Origin of the sequence: Vibrio sp. M260121, from assembly GCF_036533715.1 — a bacterium.
Lineage (GTDB): Bacteria > Pseudomonadota > Gammaproteobacteria > Enterobacterales > Vibrionaceae > Vibrio.
In genome coordinates this window covers 18331-34450 of sequence record NZ_JATABF010000051.1, presented here as the reverse complement: position 1 = coordinate 34450, position 16120 = coordinate 18331, and the positions used below count along the sequence as shown (strand labels likewise).

Annotated in this window: 16 protein-coding genes and 1 pseudogene; 2 read left to right on the top strand and 15 right to left on the bottom strand. The window is 46.7% G+C overall.

Going from position 1 to position 16120, the window contains the following annotated elements:
• Together QTO06_RS25585 and QTO06_RS22000 are read right to left on the bottom strand one after the other, a co-directional pair.
• Nucleotides 1-71: pseudogene (locus tag QTO06_RS25585) on the bottom strand (flagellin); the annotation flags it as partial.
• Nucleotides 72-587: 516 nt separating this feature from the next.
• Entirely contained in the window at nucleotides 588-1742 is a 1155-nt protein-coding gene (locus QTO06_RS22000; protein WP_005425620.1) for a flagellin, read from the bottom strand.
• 236 nt (nucleotides 1743-1978) lie between these two features.
• Here QTO06_RS22000 and QTO06_RS21995 point away from each other — a divergent pair, with 236 nt between their 5' ends.
• Nucleotides 1979-2137: a hypothetical protein gene (locus QTO06_RS21995; RefSeq protein ID WP_155399275.1), complete on the top strand. Its 159-nt coding sequence runs from the start codon at nucleotides 1979-1981 to the stop codon at nucleotides 2135-2137.
• A gap of 55 nt (nucleotides 2138-2192) precedes the next feature.
• On the opposite strand, the gene flgL is transcribed toward QTO06_RS21995, so the two are convergent.
• The 13 genes from flgL to QTO06_RS21930 all read right to left on the bottom strand — a co-directional run bounded on the left by flgL (nucleotide 2193) and on the right by QTO06_RS21930 (nucleotide 15234).
• Entirely contained in the window at nucleotides 2193-3383 is a 1191-nt protein-coding gene (gene flgL, locus QTO06_RS21990; protein ID WP_331409783.1) for a flagellar hook-associated protein FlgL, read from the bottom strand.
• Nucleotides 3384-3395: 12 nt separating this feature from the next.
• Entirely contained in the window at nucleotides 3396-5309 is a 1914-nt protein-coding gene (gene flgK, locus QTO06_RS21985; RefSeq protein ID WP_005438656.1) for a flagellar hook-associated protein FlgK, read from the bottom strand.
• A gap of 166 nt (nucleotides 5310-5475) precedes the next feature.
• Nucleotides 5476-6402 (bottom strand): flagellar assembly peptidoglycan hydrolase FlgJ, encoded by a 927-nt coding sequence (gene flgJ, locus QTO06_RS21980; protein WP_005438655.1) that lies wholly within the window; start codon nucleotides 6400-6402, stop codon nucleotides 5476-5478.
• Nucleotides 6403-6420: 18 nt separating this feature from the next.
• Nucleotides 6421-7512 (bottom strand): flagellar basal body P-ring protein FlgI, encoded by a 1092-nt coding sequence (locus tag QTO06_RS21975; RefSeq protein ID WP_005425633.1) that lies wholly within the window; start codon nucleotides 7510-7512, stop codon nucleotides 6421-6423.
• A 44-nt stretch (nucleotides 7513-7556) separates the two neighbouring features.
• On the bottom strand, nucleotides 7557-8336 hold the full coding sequence (gene flgH, locus QTO06_RS21970; protein WP_331409784.1) for a flagellar basal body L-ring protein FlgH: 780 nt from the start codon (nucleotides 8334-8336) through the stop codon (nucleotides 7557-7559).
• 29 nt (nucleotides 8337-8365) lie between these two features.
• Nucleotides 8366-9154, bottom strand: coding sequence for a flagellar basal-body rod protein FlgG (gene flgG, locus QTO06_RS21965; protein ID WP_005425600.1), 789 nt, complete (start codon nucleotides 9152-9154; stop codon nucleotides 8366-8368).
• An 18-nt stretch (nucleotides 9155-9172) separates the two neighbouring features.
• Nucleotides 9173-9922: a flagellar basal body rod protein FlgF gene (locus tag QTO06_RS21960; protein WP_038896397.1), complete on the bottom strand. Its 750-nt coding sequence runs from the start codon at nucleotides 9920-9922 to the stop codon at nucleotides 9173-9175.
• A gap of 315 nt (nucleotides 9923-10237) precedes the next feature.
• On the bottom strand, nucleotides 10238-11551 hold the full coding sequence (gene flgE / locus QTO06_RS21955) for a flagellar hook protein FlgE (RefSeq protein WP_009705674.1): 1314 nt from the start codon (nucleotides 11549-11551) through the stop codon (nucleotides 10238-10240).
• A gap of 32 nt (nucleotides 11552-11583) precedes the next feature.
• On the bottom strand, nucleotides 11584-12291 hold the full coding sequence (flgD, locus tag QTO06_RS21950; protein ID WP_005425626.1) for a flagellar hook assembly protein FlgD: 708 nt from the start codon (nucleotides 12289-12291) through the stop codon (nucleotides 11584-11586).
• 17 nt (nucleotides 12292-12308) lie between these two features.
• Nucleotides 12309-12722 (bottom strand): flagellar basal body rod protein FlgC, encoded by a 414-nt coding sequence (flgC, locus tag QTO06_RS21945; RefSeq protein ID WP_005425613.1) that lies wholly within the window; start codon nucleotides 12720-12722, stop codon nucleotides 12309-12311.
• Nucleotides 12723-12727: 5 nt separating this feature from the next.
• The gene (flgB, locus tag QTO06_RS21940) at nucleotides 12728-13123 is read right to left on the bottom strand and encodes a flagellar basal body rod protein FlgB (protein ID WP_005425594.1); all 396 of its coding nucleotides are present in this window, start codon (nucleotides 13121-13123) and stop codon (nucleotides 12728-12730) included.
• Nucleotides 13124-13468: 345 nt separating this feature from the next.
• The gene (locus QTO06_RS21935) at nucleotides 13469-14296 is read right to left on the bottom strand and encodes a protein-glutamate O-methyltransferase (RefSeq protein WP_005438646.1); all 828 of its coding nucleotides are present in this window, start codon (nucleotides 14294-14296) and stop codon (nucleotides 13469-13471) included.
• Between the two features lie 11 nt (nucleotides 14297-14307).
• Nucleotides 14308-15234, bottom strand: a complete 927-nt coding sequence (locus tag QTO06_RS21930; protein ID WP_005425637.1) for a chemotaxis protein CheV — start codon at nucleotides 15232-15234, stop codon at nucleotides 14308-14310.
• A 76-nt stretch (nucleotides 15235-15310) separates the two neighbouring features.
• On the opposite strand from QTO06_RS21930, the gene flgA reads away from it, so the two are divergent.
• A complete protein-coding gene (flgA, locus tag QTO06_RS21925; protein ID WP_005438643.1) occupies nucleotides 15311-16057 on the top strand; it encodes a flagellar basal body P-ring formation chaperone FlgA in 747 nt (248 codons plus the stop codon).
• Nucleotides 16058-16120 lie beyond the last annotated feature (63 nt).

The window sequence follows — 16120 nt, the reverse complement described above, 5'->3', positions numbered from 1 at the left end:
GCTGAGTTTGCGTTGTTTAGGTAACGCTGAGCGGTCATCGCTGATACGTTTGTGTTTACATTCACTGCCATGGTGATTTCTCCAATTGATTTTCCGATGTAGCGGTTTCCGACGTCTCGGAAAACCAAGTAGTTCTCTCAAAGTTACTTCTATTAACGACTCGGTTTTCAGAAGCTTTAGAAAAAAATCAAAAAAAGTGAATTTGCGAGATTTGGCTAGAAAAATTGAAGAAAAGTAGAAAAAAGGCCTCAAGTTTCTGCAGCTTAAGCCGAGCGTTCTAAATTGAACAAAGAACAACCAAAAGCCAATAAAAAGCAGTGAGTTAGATGAGGTTTAGGAAGACTTTATCTGGACGATAGAAAAGAAAAAGCCCCTTTTCCTTTGAGAGAACTGGGGCTAGGTTGGTAGCCAGAGCCTATGTGGAGATCAAGAGAAATGAACACATAACCGGCACACCGGGTGCAACCTTACATTGAAAATGATTGGCAGGTGAGAGATGAGAGAGCCGCACATTCTATTATAACGTTGCTTGCCATAAGCCTGCATTCCCATCCACGTCTGAATGTATTGAATACAGGCTAGGTAAACTACTGCAATAGTGACATCGCAGAGTTTGGCAATTGTTTCGCTTGAGCAAGAATCGAAGTACCTGCTTGTTGCAAAATTTGAGCTTTGGTCATTTGCGTTGTTTCTTTCGCAAAGTCCGTATCTTTAATTCGGCTGTTCGATGCATCAACGTTTTCTTGGATGTTTGCCAAGTTATTGATGCTGTGGCTTAGACGGTTTTGTTTTGCACCTAGGTCAGCACGTTGTGAATCCACGTACTTAAGCGCTGAATCCAGTACAGAAATCGCGTTTTGAGAACCTTGTACAGTTGTCATATCGATGTCTTGCACTGATGTGCGCACTGCTTCATCACTTAGACCTAAATCCGATGCTAGACCACCAGAGATTGAAATATCACCTTGCACGTTCGGGTGCGCGACGAATACTTGCAGTTTACCATCTTCGCTTACCGATGCGTTGATCATATCAGATTGGCCGTTGATGTACGTTGCCAACTCTTCAATATCGTCGCCTGTTTTTGCGTTGATGTTGATCTCTAGGTCATCTGGATTGCCGTCTTCATCTTCACCCATGCCTGGAAGGGTGATTTTTAGATCCGCTTTAGTTGGATCGACGCCCCAGTCTTTGTCTTTGCCATTCTCAGAGAAGAAAGTCACACCGCCCATACGCTGGTCATCCGCGCGGATGCTCGTTAGTGCCATGATCATCGCTTCACCGGAGCTTGAACCAATTTGGAATGCCGCTTCACCGAACGAACCGTTCAATAGACGACGACCACCAAATGATGTTGTTTCTGCGATACGGTTTAGTTCATCCGTCAACGCAGATGATTCTTCATTGATCGCTTGGCGTTCCGCTGGAGAGTTAGTACCGTTTGCAGATTGAATCGCCAAGTCACGCATACGTTGCATGACTGACGTCGCTTCGTTCATCGCCCCTTCTGCCGTTTGGGCAATCGAGATACCGTCGTTCGCGTTACGCATTGCCACATCAAGACCACGAGACTGCGCAGTAAGACGGTTAGAGATCTGTAGACCTGCCGCATCGTCTTTTGCACTGTTAATCTTGTGACCAGATGATAGACGCTCCATTGAAGTGTTAAGTTCGTTGGTCGCCTTGTTTAAGTAACGCTGCGCGGTCATCGCGGAGACGTTAGTACTAACTGTTACAGCCATTATGCTCTCCTGTTGAGTTCGCAAGCTTTTGCGAAGCGGCCAGCTTTACTCTCATTTGGATAAGCACTGACCGTAAAAAATTCGTTGCTAAATCTGCTTATATGGCAAGATTTAGGATCTAGTAAGTCTGTTCTGACAACATCAATACAATTTGTGTGCCAACTTGTTTCAAACTATTTGTTCTTTTAATAATGAACAAATAAACAACAAGTTATAGCGCATATGGGGCACGAGCCTTGTCTTACTCATATTTTGTTGTGTTACCGAATTGCTGTTTCTCTATTGCCGCTCAAATTACCGTTGGCTTGATTGCCGCTTTCGGTCAAATCATGCCGCTTGGCTCGCATTACTCGGTGCTTTTCGTTGATTTCTCGCACTTAAGGCTTGGCACATAAGGCATTAAAATCGAACGTTTCGAGCACCGAACGCACTGCACAGACGATAGGCGTGCTAAATATAGTTAAACAACGTCAGGTCTTTGGTTTTGCCAAATGCCTGCTGTGAGGCTTGCAGTGCGCGTGAATTCTCACTGAACTCAATCACTGCCTTGGAGTAATCCAAGTCCTCAAAATTGCTCTTCGCTTTCGCCAGAGACAAATTAAAATCTTCGTGGTTTTGCTCTTGAATATCGAGCGTGCTCAACTTAGCACCCACATCGGTTCTTACTTTGTTCATGTGAACAAATGCCGCTTGGAATTCTTCCGTCATTTGATGCAGCTTTGCCGTCGCCGATGCGTCAGATACTGAGCTCTCTGACCACTGCATGGTTTCTTTGAATGCATCAAAAACACTGAAGGTTTGGCGCGGCTCCAGCGTGATGCTATCCCCTGCGGATACTTGCCCTTTCAGCTGAATGTTGACGCCTTCATATTGGATGCCGTCAATTGGCGAATAGTCATCGACTTGAACAATGCTGCCGTCTTTTTCCAGTTGGTAACCAAACTTGCCATTGCTCATATCTACAAAAGTCACTTTGTAATTTGAGTCACTTTTAGATTCATCGGTCGCTTGTCCAAGCAACAGCTCAGAGCCCTCTTGCAGGTCGTATTGCGGTTCAAAATCACCAAAAGGATTTGGGATCTCCGTAAACAGGTGATTACCCGGATAGTTGATGCCCAGCTCAATATTGCTGGCGATCTTCATCTTGCGTTGATAATCGTCACCGGTATAAACCACACTGCCGTCGTAATCGCGGAAGAAAGGCTGCGTTTTTGGTTTCGTCCCAGCAAAAACGTAGTTACCCGATTCGTCTTGCGTATTCACTAACGCTAAGAAGTTGTTGGCAATTTCTTCCAGTTCGCGCTTTTTCGCTGCGCGGTCTTCTGGAGAAAAGGCACCATTGATCATTTCCATCGAAATACGCTTCGACTCATCAACAAACTGCTCTGCATTAGCAACAACCACTTCTTGGTTTTCTAGACGGTTGCGAACCAGAACAATGGCATCAAGGTATTGTTTTAACTGCTCTTCTTGTTGACCAATGCTTTGAATATAGTGCGTCGCAAGTGGATCATCACTCGGCTTGGTCAACTGTTTACCAGAAGCCAGCTGCTCCTGGTTATGGTGAACTTTGTTTTCCTGACGGCGCAGGTCGTTCTGCACTGACTGGTAGTTATGGAAGCTAGAAATTCGCGTTAACATCTAAGGCCTCCTTTATCGCAACTGTAAGATGGTGTTGAAGGTGTCATTGGCCGCCTGCATCACACGAGAAGAGGCCATATACGCCTGTTGGAACTTCATCATGTTGGCCGCTTCTTCATCGAGGTTTACCCCCGATATCGACGCCACGCGCTCTTGTGCTGCCTCACTCTCTAACTGAGCAACATCGGCGAGTCGACTTGCGGTTGACGTTTTCAAACCCACATCGGTGTTCAAGTTGAAGTACAAGCTCATAATTGTCGATTCATTGCCGTTCATCTTCTTGTCGGTTTGGATGTTTTGCATCTTACGCAAGTTGCCGTTGTCACCTTCAGATGGCACTAGGTTCGCGGTAAATTTATCGTTCGCTAATGCGCCTGCACTTAACTCAAATACCGTCGCCCCGCCGTTTTTATAAGCGGGATGATTACTCGGTAAACTGACTGAAACCGGTCCGGTCGGTGGATATGGCTGGGGCGCCATGATTACGTTGCCTTTGGTATCGGTTACCGCAAATTGGTCTCCAGTTGGAGAAACAACCACTTCAAATTCACGTAAGTCACCCGCATCAACAATCTCAAATTTGGCATTACCTTGAGCAAACGTTGTCGACGCTTCATAACTTTGCGCTGCAATGGCTTTTGGATCAGTGGTTTCAACTTTCATTTGCGCTGCGCTACTACGGGTAGGACGAAGTAACACATGCTCACCGACTTTAGGCTCATTACGCACTTCAACCCGCATTCCGTCGATGTAAAGCGCATTACCTGCATCAGTATTAAGCTTAACGGTTTCACCATTTGGCTTAGTCACGGCGTAGCTGTCGCCATCGTAGCGTAATGAGTACTCGCCACCTTTTAGCGCGCTGATATCATTGATGTAAACCGCCATATCAGCCGTCGATTGAGGGCCTGCAACGACACGGGATTTCGCTAGTCGCTCTGAGTTCACATCAGTAAACAATGGGTCACCCACATTACCGTAGTGATCCAAGCCTTGCGATTGTAGGTGGTTTACCTCACTAGAAAACGCCGTCGCTAAGCGGCCAAGCTCATCCATCACTTGTGGAATGTGCTCGTCACGCATCTTAAGTAACGCGCCAATTTTGCCGTCAATATCGTCTGATTTGATGGCTTTGATGCCACCACCTTCAACCATAGCAAGGCGACGTTGATGAACATCTGGTGAGCCATCAATCATCTTCAATTGGCTGGCTTCTGTTCCCGAAACAAGGGTATGTCCATTACCGATATGGACATTAAAGCCTTCCGAATTTTTACGTGGCGTTACCGTCACCTTGGTGTATTCAGAAAGCTCTTTGATCAGTTTTTCATGTTGGTCCATCAAGTCGTTATGAGGACCAGGAGTACGCATCATCAATCGATGAACATCGCGGATTTCAACGGCAAGTTGATTCACGCGTTCAATGCCCATATCCAGTGATTTATTGGCCACATCAGATTGCTGACGCACAGTTTCATGAAATTCGTTTAGGGTATCGCTGAGTAATTTGGCTTTTTCCAACACGACCTTGCGCGCACCCATGTCATTTGGGGTGTCCGCCATGGTTTTTACCGCATCAAACCATTCGTTCATGTTTTCTGGGATTTTTTTCGATGCCACCGAAGACAACATGCTTGAGAGCAGATCGAGGTTCTTCTCGTTATCAAGCTTACTGGCGTAATTCGTAGTGGAAAGGTTTAGCTCTTTAACGGCAAACTCATCCCAAGAGCGGCGAACATTTTCCACATGCACGCCCATGCCGTAAGTTGACCCACCAAATTGACGCGGATCGTTGGTGCCTTGGATAACAGACTGACGGCTGTAACCCTCTGTATTCGCATTAGAAATGTTATGACCAGTCGTATTCAACTGTCGCTGAGCGGTAAGCACACTTTGTGTACCTACATTCAACAAATCTGACGCCATACATGCCCCCAAAAACGAAATAAAATCGGTATTGACCGATCACCTAGTTAGCAATTAGCAAAAGGTGTGCCAGTTTAGAAAAGAAAGAGAAAGCACGAAAAAAGAAAGGCTTGCACCGTGGCAAGCCTTCTCAAAATGTACATCAAACATTCGTAATCGGATTGAATTACATACTCTCGATTTTTTGTTTTACCTGCAGCACTTTGTCTGCATAGCTTGGGTCAGTTGCGTACCCTGCGCTGTGAATTCCACGAATGAAGGATTCAGAGTCACCACCTTGTTGAAGAGCAGTCTCGTAGCGCGGGTTCTCATTCAAGAAACGCACATAATCGTTAAAGCTATCTTGGTAATTAGAGTAAGAACGGAATGCCGCCGTCTCTTTCACTGGCGTGTTATCGTGGAACTCTAGCGTTTGAGTTGTCACTTTATCACCCTGCCAACTACGGTCAGCTTTAATGTTAAACAGGTTGTTGCTGCTGCCACGTGCGTTCTTAACGACTTTTTGCCCCCACCCTGTTTCCAGCGCGGCTTGGGCCAATAGCAGTGAAGGTTCAACACCCAAAGCTTTCGCTGCACGGTCTGCGTATGGCTTCATCGAATTAACAAAAGACTCTGGCGAATCAAAACGTGATGGCTCTGAACCCGGTCGTGATAGCTGACCTGATTCAATCAAGCGTTGCTCAATTTCACGTGCTTTCTTCGGATCCACACGACGGTATTCCACAGCATTGTTTGCTGCATCGCGCATTGCTGTTTCAGCCTTGTCGTCGCCTTGCCCAACTGTCAACTGCTTAACAATCATGTCAGCCAAACCCATCGAACCCGATGCACTTAAGTTACTCGCCATTTGCTCGTCCAGCATTTGACGGTAGAACTTTTCGTTTTGGCTGTTCATTAAGTTTGACTCAAAGCCTTCGTTCGCTTCGCGCATCGACTTCAACATCATCGAAGTAAAGATCGATTCAAACTGACGAGCGGCCGCTTGCAATGCTTCATGCTCACCATCTTTGCCCTCTTTCACCGCTTTTTGACGAAGGGTATCAAGGGAACTGATGTCATGAATAAAACCGATATCGTTAGGATTGTTGACCATGGTTTCTCTCCTAATCGATTAGATGATGATCAGCTGGCCTTCAATGGCACCAGCTTGTTTCAATGCTTGCAGAATTGCCATCAAATCCGACGGTGCAGCACCGACTTCATTCACCGCACGGACTAGGTCATCTAGTGTCAAACCCGGTTCGAACTTGAACATCTTGCCTTTCTCTTCATTCACTTCGATATCAGAGTCCGGCACAACCACAGTTTGGCCACCAGAGAAGCCGTTTGGTTGGCTCACATTAAGGTTTTCTTTGATTGCTACCGTCATACCACCGTGCGTCACTGCCGCAGGTTTCAGACGAACATGCTTGCCGACCACAATCGTACCAGTACGAGAATTCACAATGATTTTCGCCGCGCCATCCGCAGGGTCAAACTCTAGGTTTTCGATTGCTGATAAGAAGGCAACACGTTGGCTCACATCACGTGGAGCACGGACACGAACAGACGTCGCGTCAACCGCACTGGCCATTTGAGGACCAAGGAAGTTGTTTACCGCATCCGCCATACGTTGCGCAGTAGTAAAGTCAGAATCAAGCAGATTGAATGTGATGTAGTCACCACGTCCGAATGGATTTGGAATTTCACGCTCTACGGTTGCACCGCTTGAAATTAGGCCAACCGTTGGGTTGTTGCCCACGATTTTAGAGCCATCGGCGCCTTCTGCACTGAAACCGCTCACGACTAAGTTACCTTGCGCGACAGCGTACACCTGACCATCGAGACCTTTTAGGAAGGTTTGTAGCAAGGTGCCACCACGCAAGCTTTTTGCACTGCCGATCGAAGAGACCGTAACGTCCACTTGCTGACCCGGTTTTGAAAATGGCGGCAATGTTGCCGTTACCATAACCGCGGCAACGTTCTTAATTTTTGGTTTGGTCCCCGGCGGCATTTGAATGCCGAAGTTTTGCAGCATTGCCGCGAAGCTTTGTTCTGTAAACGGGTTTGACTCACCCGTACCCGGTAAGCCTGAAACCAAGCCATAACCCACAAGTTGGTTGCTACGCACACCAGCCACTTGCGCCACGTCTTTGATGCGTGCTGCTTGGGCTGTGGTTGCAAATAGCGCAACGCTCAACAGTGCTAATAGGATTCTTTTCATGCTTACTCAATCTCTTGCAGTCAATTTGCCGTCATTTCGACGTCTTACAGGGCTACATTAAAGAATCGTGCCAAGAAACCAGGCTCTTGCATATCTTGTGGTGAGCCTGTGCCAGAGTATTGGATTCTTGCGTTAGATACGCGATTTGACGCAATAGTATTGTCGAAATTGATGTCATCAGGGCGAATTGTGCCGCTTAGACGAATGTACTCATCACCCGTGTTCAGCGTCATCCACTTCTCACCGCGGATCACTAGGTTGCCGTTTGCCAGCACCTCAATCACTTCTACCGTGATGTAACCGCTGATGCTGTTGCTTTGCTTAGCCGAAGAGTCGCCGGCAAAGGTGTTGGTGTTGTTCAGATCGTACGAGAAGTTGTATTTGCCGCCAATTTGCAACTCTTGACCACCGACAGACAGAGGTTCCATCTTCGCATCGTTGGTTTTTGATAGATCGGCGTTGGCACTCTTAGTCGCACGAGTCGTTTCGTCGAGTGTTACGGTAATGATGTCGCCGATGCCACGTGGTTTAGAATCGTCGTATAGGTCGGTAATGTGCTCGGTGCTAAACAAAGAGCCCGTTGCTGCCGCATAGTGCTCTGGTTTTTGCTTAGGGTGAATCGGTGCCCATGCCGGATCGCCTGCCACCGGATCAGTTCTACCGCGCAAAGTATCAATGATGCCGCTGCTCTCTTCTTTCGACTTATCGCCTTCAACCGCATCCACCACCGTTGTCGCTTGGCTGACTTCATCTGTTTCGATAGGCTCTAGCATCGTACAGCCAGACATCGTAGCGATAAGTGCAAGTAGACAAATACGTTTCATCATTGGCTCCTAAATCCCGATTCTAGCGATTAAAGCTGCTGGTTAACGAAGCTCATCATCTTGTCGACAGATGAGATCACTTTTGAGTTCATTTCATACACACGCTGCGCTTCGATCATGTTGACCAACTCTTCAGTCACGTTCACGTTTGATGCTTCAAGCATGGATTGACGAATTTCGCCTAAACCATCAAGACCAGGGACACCTTCTTGTGGGTCACCGCTTGCGCCAGTTGGTAGGTAAAGGTTCTGACCGATTGGCTCAAGACCACCAGGGTTTACAAAATCAGTAATGGTTAGCTGACCAACCACAACGTTGTTTTGCTCACCACGAATACGCACAGAGACTTCACCGTCTGTACCAACCGTGATAGAAATTGCGTCTTCAGGAATCACAATCTCTGGCTCTACTGGGTAACCAGAGCCAGAAGTCACTAGCGTACCTTCACCATCCAACGTGAACTGACCATTACGGGTGTAACCGATGTTGCCGTCTGGCAAAGTTACTTGGAAGAAGCCATCGCCTTCCACCATCATATCGAGTGCGTTAGTGGTGGTTTGCGCGTTACCGTGCGTGTGCACTTTTTGCGTCGCAACCACTTTAGAACCGGCACCCAGCATCAAACCACTTGGCAGTTCCGTGTTCTGAGAAGATTGGCCGCCAGGTTGGTTGATGTTTTGATAGAACAAATCTTCAAATACCGCTCGGCTCTTTTTGTAACCTACGGTTGAGGCGTTCGCCAAGTTGTTCGAAATCGTTGCGATGTTGGTCTGTTGGGCGTCTAGACCTGTTTTACTTACCCATAGTGCTGGATGCATTGTGAACCTCTAACTCTGTTAACTCATACGAAGCAATGAATCTGAAGACTTGTCCATCTCTTCAGCGGTGCTCATCATTTTGACCTGCATTTCAAACTGACGTTGAAGGTCAATCAGAGCGGTCATTTCACCTACGGCATTCACGTTACTACCTTCAATAGCACCTGTTTGGATGCTGATAGAGCCGTCAGCTTCGTAAGGCTGATTTGGAGTTTTATGGCGGAATAAGCCATTGGTATCTTTAAACAAGTTTTGATCGTCTGTGCGTACAAGCTTGATACGATCAACCACTTCTAATTCTTCAGCCGGCGCACCTTGAGGCAGTACAGAGATGGTGCCGTCACGACCGATTTCGATTTTGGAGACTGGGATTGGCAAGGTGATTGGCGCATCGTTTTCGCCCAACACCACATGACCGCTTGCATTCGTTAACAAGCCGTTTTGATCCACTTTTAGGTTACCATTACGCGTCAAACCTTCTTTGCCAGTTTGGTCCATAACAGAAATCCAGCCGTTGCCTTCTACCGTAATATCGAGGTCACGACCAGTTGTGATCACACTGCCTTGCGCAAAGTTGTGTCCTGGACGTTCCGTCATGCTGAATACACGTGAAGGCAAACCTTCACCATAAGCTTGCATAGAGCGAGCTTGTGCTAAATCAGCACGGAAGCCAGTTGTACTCACGTTTGCCAGGTTGTTGGCACGCAATTGCAGGGCCTGCATATTTTGCTTGGCGCCGCTCATTGCGAGAAACAGTGCGCGATCCATAAATTACTCCAAAAGTTCTCTGTACAAGGGAGTAGAAGCAATAGTTATGCCAACATTAAAATAATGTTATTAATCAAAAGCTTGAATATGAAATGAGGGTTTTCAGATGGCAATTCAGGATGAATAAGCCAAGAGAGAGGCAATGTTTTGATCCGCCTAGCGGCAACAGCGGCAAACCAGAGATCAAAGCATGCCCAACCTGAACTGAGGTATTTTCAGGTTGAGCACCAGATGAATGTCATGATGTCATCAAACGATACGGCAAGTGCACGCAGCGTTTGATTAAGCAGATGATAGAGCTATCTAACGAGCGCTCTAACGAATCTGAAGGATATTTTGTTGTAGCTGGTTGTGTACTTCTAGCGCACGTGAGTTCGCTTGGAAGTTACGCTGAGCAGAGATCAGATCCACCAGCTCCTGAGTCATATCAATGTTTGATTGCTCTAGCATACCGTTGTTGATAGTACCGAAAGAGCCTTTGTTTGATTCACCCCAGATCTTGTCACCAGAGAACTGAGTTGAATCCCATTGAGTGCCGCCTTTCTTATCCAGACCTTGCTCGTTTGGAACACGTACTAGCGCCACACGACCCAATGTTACGTTTTCACCGTTTGAGTAAGTACCCAATACGCTGCCGTTTTCATCAAAGTCAACTTTAGTCAGGAAACCCGTCGTCGCGCCATCTTCATCGAACTTAGTCAGTTCAAATGGTGCAGCAAACTGAGTCGCTGAGCCTAAACCAAAGTTAAGTGTTTGCGCAGGATCTGCACCGTTTAAATCCACTGGGTTAGTGTTTGTCGCAGGATCGCCCAACGCTACCGATGTGATTGGCTGACCGTTGTTTAGGCTTGCCAGCGTACCATCGTTGTTGAACTTCATCGTGTGACCAACGTGACCCGTTGGCGTTGCTGCATCACCGTTAGCAACGTTCAATGGCTTCTCACCGCCTTTGTCTGTCACTGTGTAGTAAGTTTGCCACGTGTTCGGCTGAGTTTGGTCTTTCAAGTAGTAAGTCGTTAGCTTGTAAGACTGACCCATCGAGTCATAAATCGTTGAAGAAGTCGAACGGTTGTATGTATCTGGATCTGAGAAATCAAACTGAGTCGGATCTTTCAAATCACCATTAGCCGGTAAGTTCACACCCACTTCAATGTTCGCTGTTTGCTTTGGCTTACCAAATTCTGCAGGAATATTGATTGGTTGTGGCTCGTAAGACGATACCTCACCAGACTCAGGGTTTACTTGGTAACCAAGTAGGAACTCATCGTTCGCTGTTACCATGTAGTTTTCTTTGTTCAAATGGAACGCACCGTTACGTGTCATTTCATTTTGTTGTGGGATAAGACGATCTTTCGCTACTGCGAAGAAACCTGTACCCGACACACGCAAATCCATTGGGTTGTTGGTGTAAATGCTTGAACCTTCGTGGAACTGTTGCGCCACTTGGTTCGCTTGCGCACCGCCACCCGGAGTGGTTTTTGCGTTAGTGAACAAAGAGTTTGAGTACACATCGCTGAATTCCGCACGAGACTCTTTAAAGCCGTACGTGTTGGCGTTCGCAATGTTGTTACTGGTGGTGTTCAAATCCAGTTGAGCGGAGGACAAACCGCTTAAAGATACATATGACATTCCAAAATCTCCTAACCTGACGCGCTATTGAATTACGCTTTGCCGACTTCCAATACTTCTGCAAGTCGAACTGGCGATTCAAAACCTGCCAGATTGAGTAATACGTTTCCGTCGCCCTTACCTAGCAATACACTGTTCACGTTCGCGTAAGTAGACACTGGGAACTCTTGCGACTCCCCATCTACCAAGCCAGACGCTTTCACATTGTATTTGCCAGCAGGCATTGGATTTCCGTTTTCATCATTACCGTCCCAAAGCACACGAGTGTCGCCGGCTGGTTTCGCACCTACCTCAAAAGTACGCACCAATTGGCCCGCTTCGTTTTCCACTCGAACAAACAAGTTGTCGAGAGGTTGTGCAAGCTTAACCATAGCCGCCATTGTTGCATTGTCTTGCTTTACACCCGCCGCGCCTGGGACCAATACGTCACGACCAACCAAAGAGGAAGCTTGTAACGCTTGGTTTGATGTCATTGACGAGTTCAAACTCTCGAACTGAGAGTTCATCTTGCCGATGCCATCTACGGTCGCAAATGACGCCATTTGCGCAATCATCTGGTCATTACCTACCGGCTTAAAAGGGTCCTGCTGAGACAATTGCTTGGTGAGCAAAGATAGGAAGTCTTCCTGTTTCAGGTCCTGCTTACCTGTGCTCTCTTCAGTCTTCTTGTTCTCTTGTAGGCTTTTAAGCTGGTCGATATAGGACAAGCCGCTTTGACCAACGTTGTTAATTCCGGCCATACGCTACCCCCTTATCCTTATTGACCCATCTGCAGCGTACGCAGCAGCATTTGTTTACTAGAATCCGCTACTTGCACATTGGTTTGGTATGCGCGAGAAGCCGAAATCATGTTTGCCATTTCTTCCATTACATTGACGTTAGGCTTGTAGATGTAGCCTTCGTCGTTTGCAAGGGGATGGTCTGGGTTGTACTCCGCATTCAGCGGTTTGTCGCTTTCTACAATACCCATCACTTTCACTGGCACCGTATCACCGCCACGCATGGCGTTACTTAACTCAGCACCAAATACAGCATGACGCGCTTTGTAAGTGTCTTTCGCAGAGCTGCTGACACTGTCGGCGTTCGCCAAGTTGCTTGAGGTAGTATTCAGACGAACGGATTCAGCGCTCATTGCGGAACCTGTCACATTGAAAACGTTAAATAAGCTCATCTAAATTATTCCCCTTTGATTGCTTTGGTTAAGTTCTTGAATTTGCTGCCTAGAAAGTCGAGTGATGCTTGGTGTCTGATTTGGTTTTGCATAAACAAGTTACGCTCTAAATCCAAATCTACCGTGTTGCCATCGCCCGTATCTGGTTGCGTAGGAAGACGATAGAGTTTGTCCCCGACCAACGTCGTAGTGGCAGGAATGTGCCGACCATCTGTGCGGCTAAGACCAATGCTTGCCCCAGATGTTGCCGCCTGCAATTCCTTAGCAAAATCTAAACCTCTTGATTTGTAGCCAGGCGTGTTAGCTTGCGCGATGTTGGTGGAAATCACCTCCGCGTTGCGCTCACGTACGCCCACCGTGTATTGGTGGATGCCTAGTGCGTTGTCAAAAGATATAGCCATGTTTGCCTCTACATTAAGAACTGACCGTTATTAATAACTAAAAAGCAATTAGCGTGCCAAAAATAGAACATGCCGTTTTGCCGCTTCAGTTATCGAGGTAATGGATTGCAATAAGCAAGCCAAAGTGATTGATGAAATGTCATATCGAGCCAAGTAATCAGCTCGGCTCACTAAAAAATATACACCCGATGCCTGCCCATAGGCAAAAATGACGCTGGCTTTTACAGCAGAGAGGGGAAAAAAGGAAGCAAGAATGAAACGAGAAAAGTGGGAGAAAAAAGAAAAGCCTGACACAAAGGTCAGGCTTTTGAAGTGGTTAAAAGAGTCCGCTATTTTAGCTTGTCGCTACTTTAACTTGTAAATAATACCTGGGTTGCAGCGCACCATCTCAAACTTGTCTGTCAAACCCGTCAGTGATTCTGACGCACCCAGCAGTAGGTAACCGCCCGGGTTTAGGCTGTTTGCCATTTGGTTCAGTACTTTCGATTTCATCTCTGGTGAGAAGTAAATCAGTACGTTACGACAGAAAATGATGTCGAACTTACCCATTAACGCGTAGCTCTCCATCAAGTTTTGTGGACGGAAGTTCACTAGGCGTTTTACGTTGTCTTTCACTTTCATGCGGCCATCGCCTGCATCTTCAAAGAAGGTGCGACGACGCTCAGGCGAAAGACCACGACCTAAGGCAAGATTATCGTAAACACCCGCACGGCACATATCCAACATACTTGCTGAAATATCCGTCGCGGTGATCGACACGCTTGGCAATAAACCCGGTTTACGCTGCTGCGTTTCCAGAATCGTCATTGCCATTGAGTAAGGTTCTTGGCCTGAAGAGCTCGCAGCCGACCAAATTTTGATTGGTCGCTTGTTTGCCGCCATCTCCGGTAACAGTTTGTCAGCTAATACCGTGAACGGATAAGTATCTCGGAACCACAATGTTTCGTTAGTCGTCATCGCATCAACAGCGGCAATGCGTAGTTCACGATTGCGGCCAGTCACGACATCACGTAGCAAATCCGACAGCGACGCCAGCTTGAACTTTGTCACAAGCGGGCTCAGTCGGCTGCGCACTAGGTATTGTTTACTGTCACCTAATACGATGCCACATTGTGATTCTAGAAAACGGCTAAAGTCACGATACTCTTGATCACTGATTGTAATAGCAGTCATTAATGTCTCTTTTATTGTGTTAATGCAGATTTAACCGCGTTACCCAATTCATCTGGGTTAAATTTCGCAATGAAGGTGTTTGCACCTACGCGCTCAACCATTGCTTGGTTGAAGACGCCACTCAATGAGGAGTGCAGGATAACATAAAGGTTCTTCAAATCTGCATTTCGGCGAATTTCGGCCGTTAGTGTGTAGCCATCCATCTCTGGCATTTCGATATCTGAAATGACCAAAGAGATCTGATCGTAGATGCTACCTTCTTGTGCCATTTCAAGCAGCTTATTGTACGCTTCTTTACCATCTTTCACAGAGACAACTTCAAAACCGATTGAAGTAATTGCACGCTCAACCTGTTTACGCGCGACCGTCGAGTCATCCGCGATCAATACGCGGCGCACGATTGGCTTCTCTTGTTCAGCAACTGCGATCTCTTCGCCGATGCTTGAATCCATGGTTTCGTCTACTGGTGCAATCTCTGCCAAGATTTTCTCAACGTCCAGAATTTCTACTAGCTCGTTGTCGATGTTTGTTACCGCTGTTAGGTAGTGCGCTTTACCAGCACCATCAGGCGGCGGCAAAATCGCTTCCCAGTGCATGTTAATAATGCGCTCAACCGAAGACACCAAAAACGCTTGGATAGTACGGTTGAATTCAGCAATCACAACAAAACATTTATCGATATCTGTCGTTGGACGGCCACCAATTGCCAAACTTAAGTCAATCACTGACACGGTATGGCCACGGATATGAGCGACACCTTTCACTAGCGGGTGTAGGTTTGGCATTGAAGTCAGCTTAGGGCACTGTAGTACTTCTTTTACTTTGAATACGTTAATGCCGTAGCGCTGTCGTCCCATCAACCGAAAAGTGAGTAGTTCCAATCGGTTTTGGCCGACGAGTTGCGTACGCTGATTCACCGAGTCAAGAATCCCCGTCATATGCTCATCTCCATCTCAAACTTTTTGTTTTTAAATGATACTCTACGACTGGCAGGCATAATACCAGAGAAACAGTATGGCGTATCATAATATGAATTCAACACCATTTACTATGACAATATGTAGAGCGTTATTTACAAAGTACGCTAAGTCTATCGGCATTTTGCTCAGTATGTTTAGCTTTTTTGTTCATTCAGCAACGGAAAGTCAGATCGAGCAAATCCGAACCGCCGCCGAGCAGCACATTCTTAGCACGGTAGAGCAACCAGCGGGAGGAAATTTGTCCGTCAATGCGGCAAATATTGATCCACGTATCAAAGCCACCGATTGCCCAGAACCCCTTGATACATCTGCATCTTCAACCAGTAGCACACGCAGTAACATCAACGTATTGGTTGAATGCCCCGTCGATGACTGGAAGGTTTATGTTCCTGTGAGGATCTCAGCATCGGTTCCGATGATCGTTTCAACGCGTCAACTCGGCCGTGGTGAGATCATCAGTGCTTCTGATGTGACAACTTCAATGATCGAATTACAACGTTTTCGTAAAGATGGTTTTAGCAATATGGACCAAGTGATCGGTTCAAAGCTAAAACGTAACGTTCGTCTTGGCGATGTTGTAGAACGCAATGATGTCTGCGTGGTATGCCGCAATGAGAAAGTCACGATCAAAGCCGTAAAATCGGGTATGACGATCACCACGCAGGGCACGGCATTACAGGATGGATCCGCTGGAGATCAAGTAAGAGTGAAAAATGATAAGTCCCAACGTATAATAGAAGGAATTGTGACAGGCATTGCGGAAATCACCATCACCTTCTAGGGTTGGTTGGTGTACGGCAAATCGATCAATAAAAATGCAAAAAATCACTAAAGTTATTTTGCC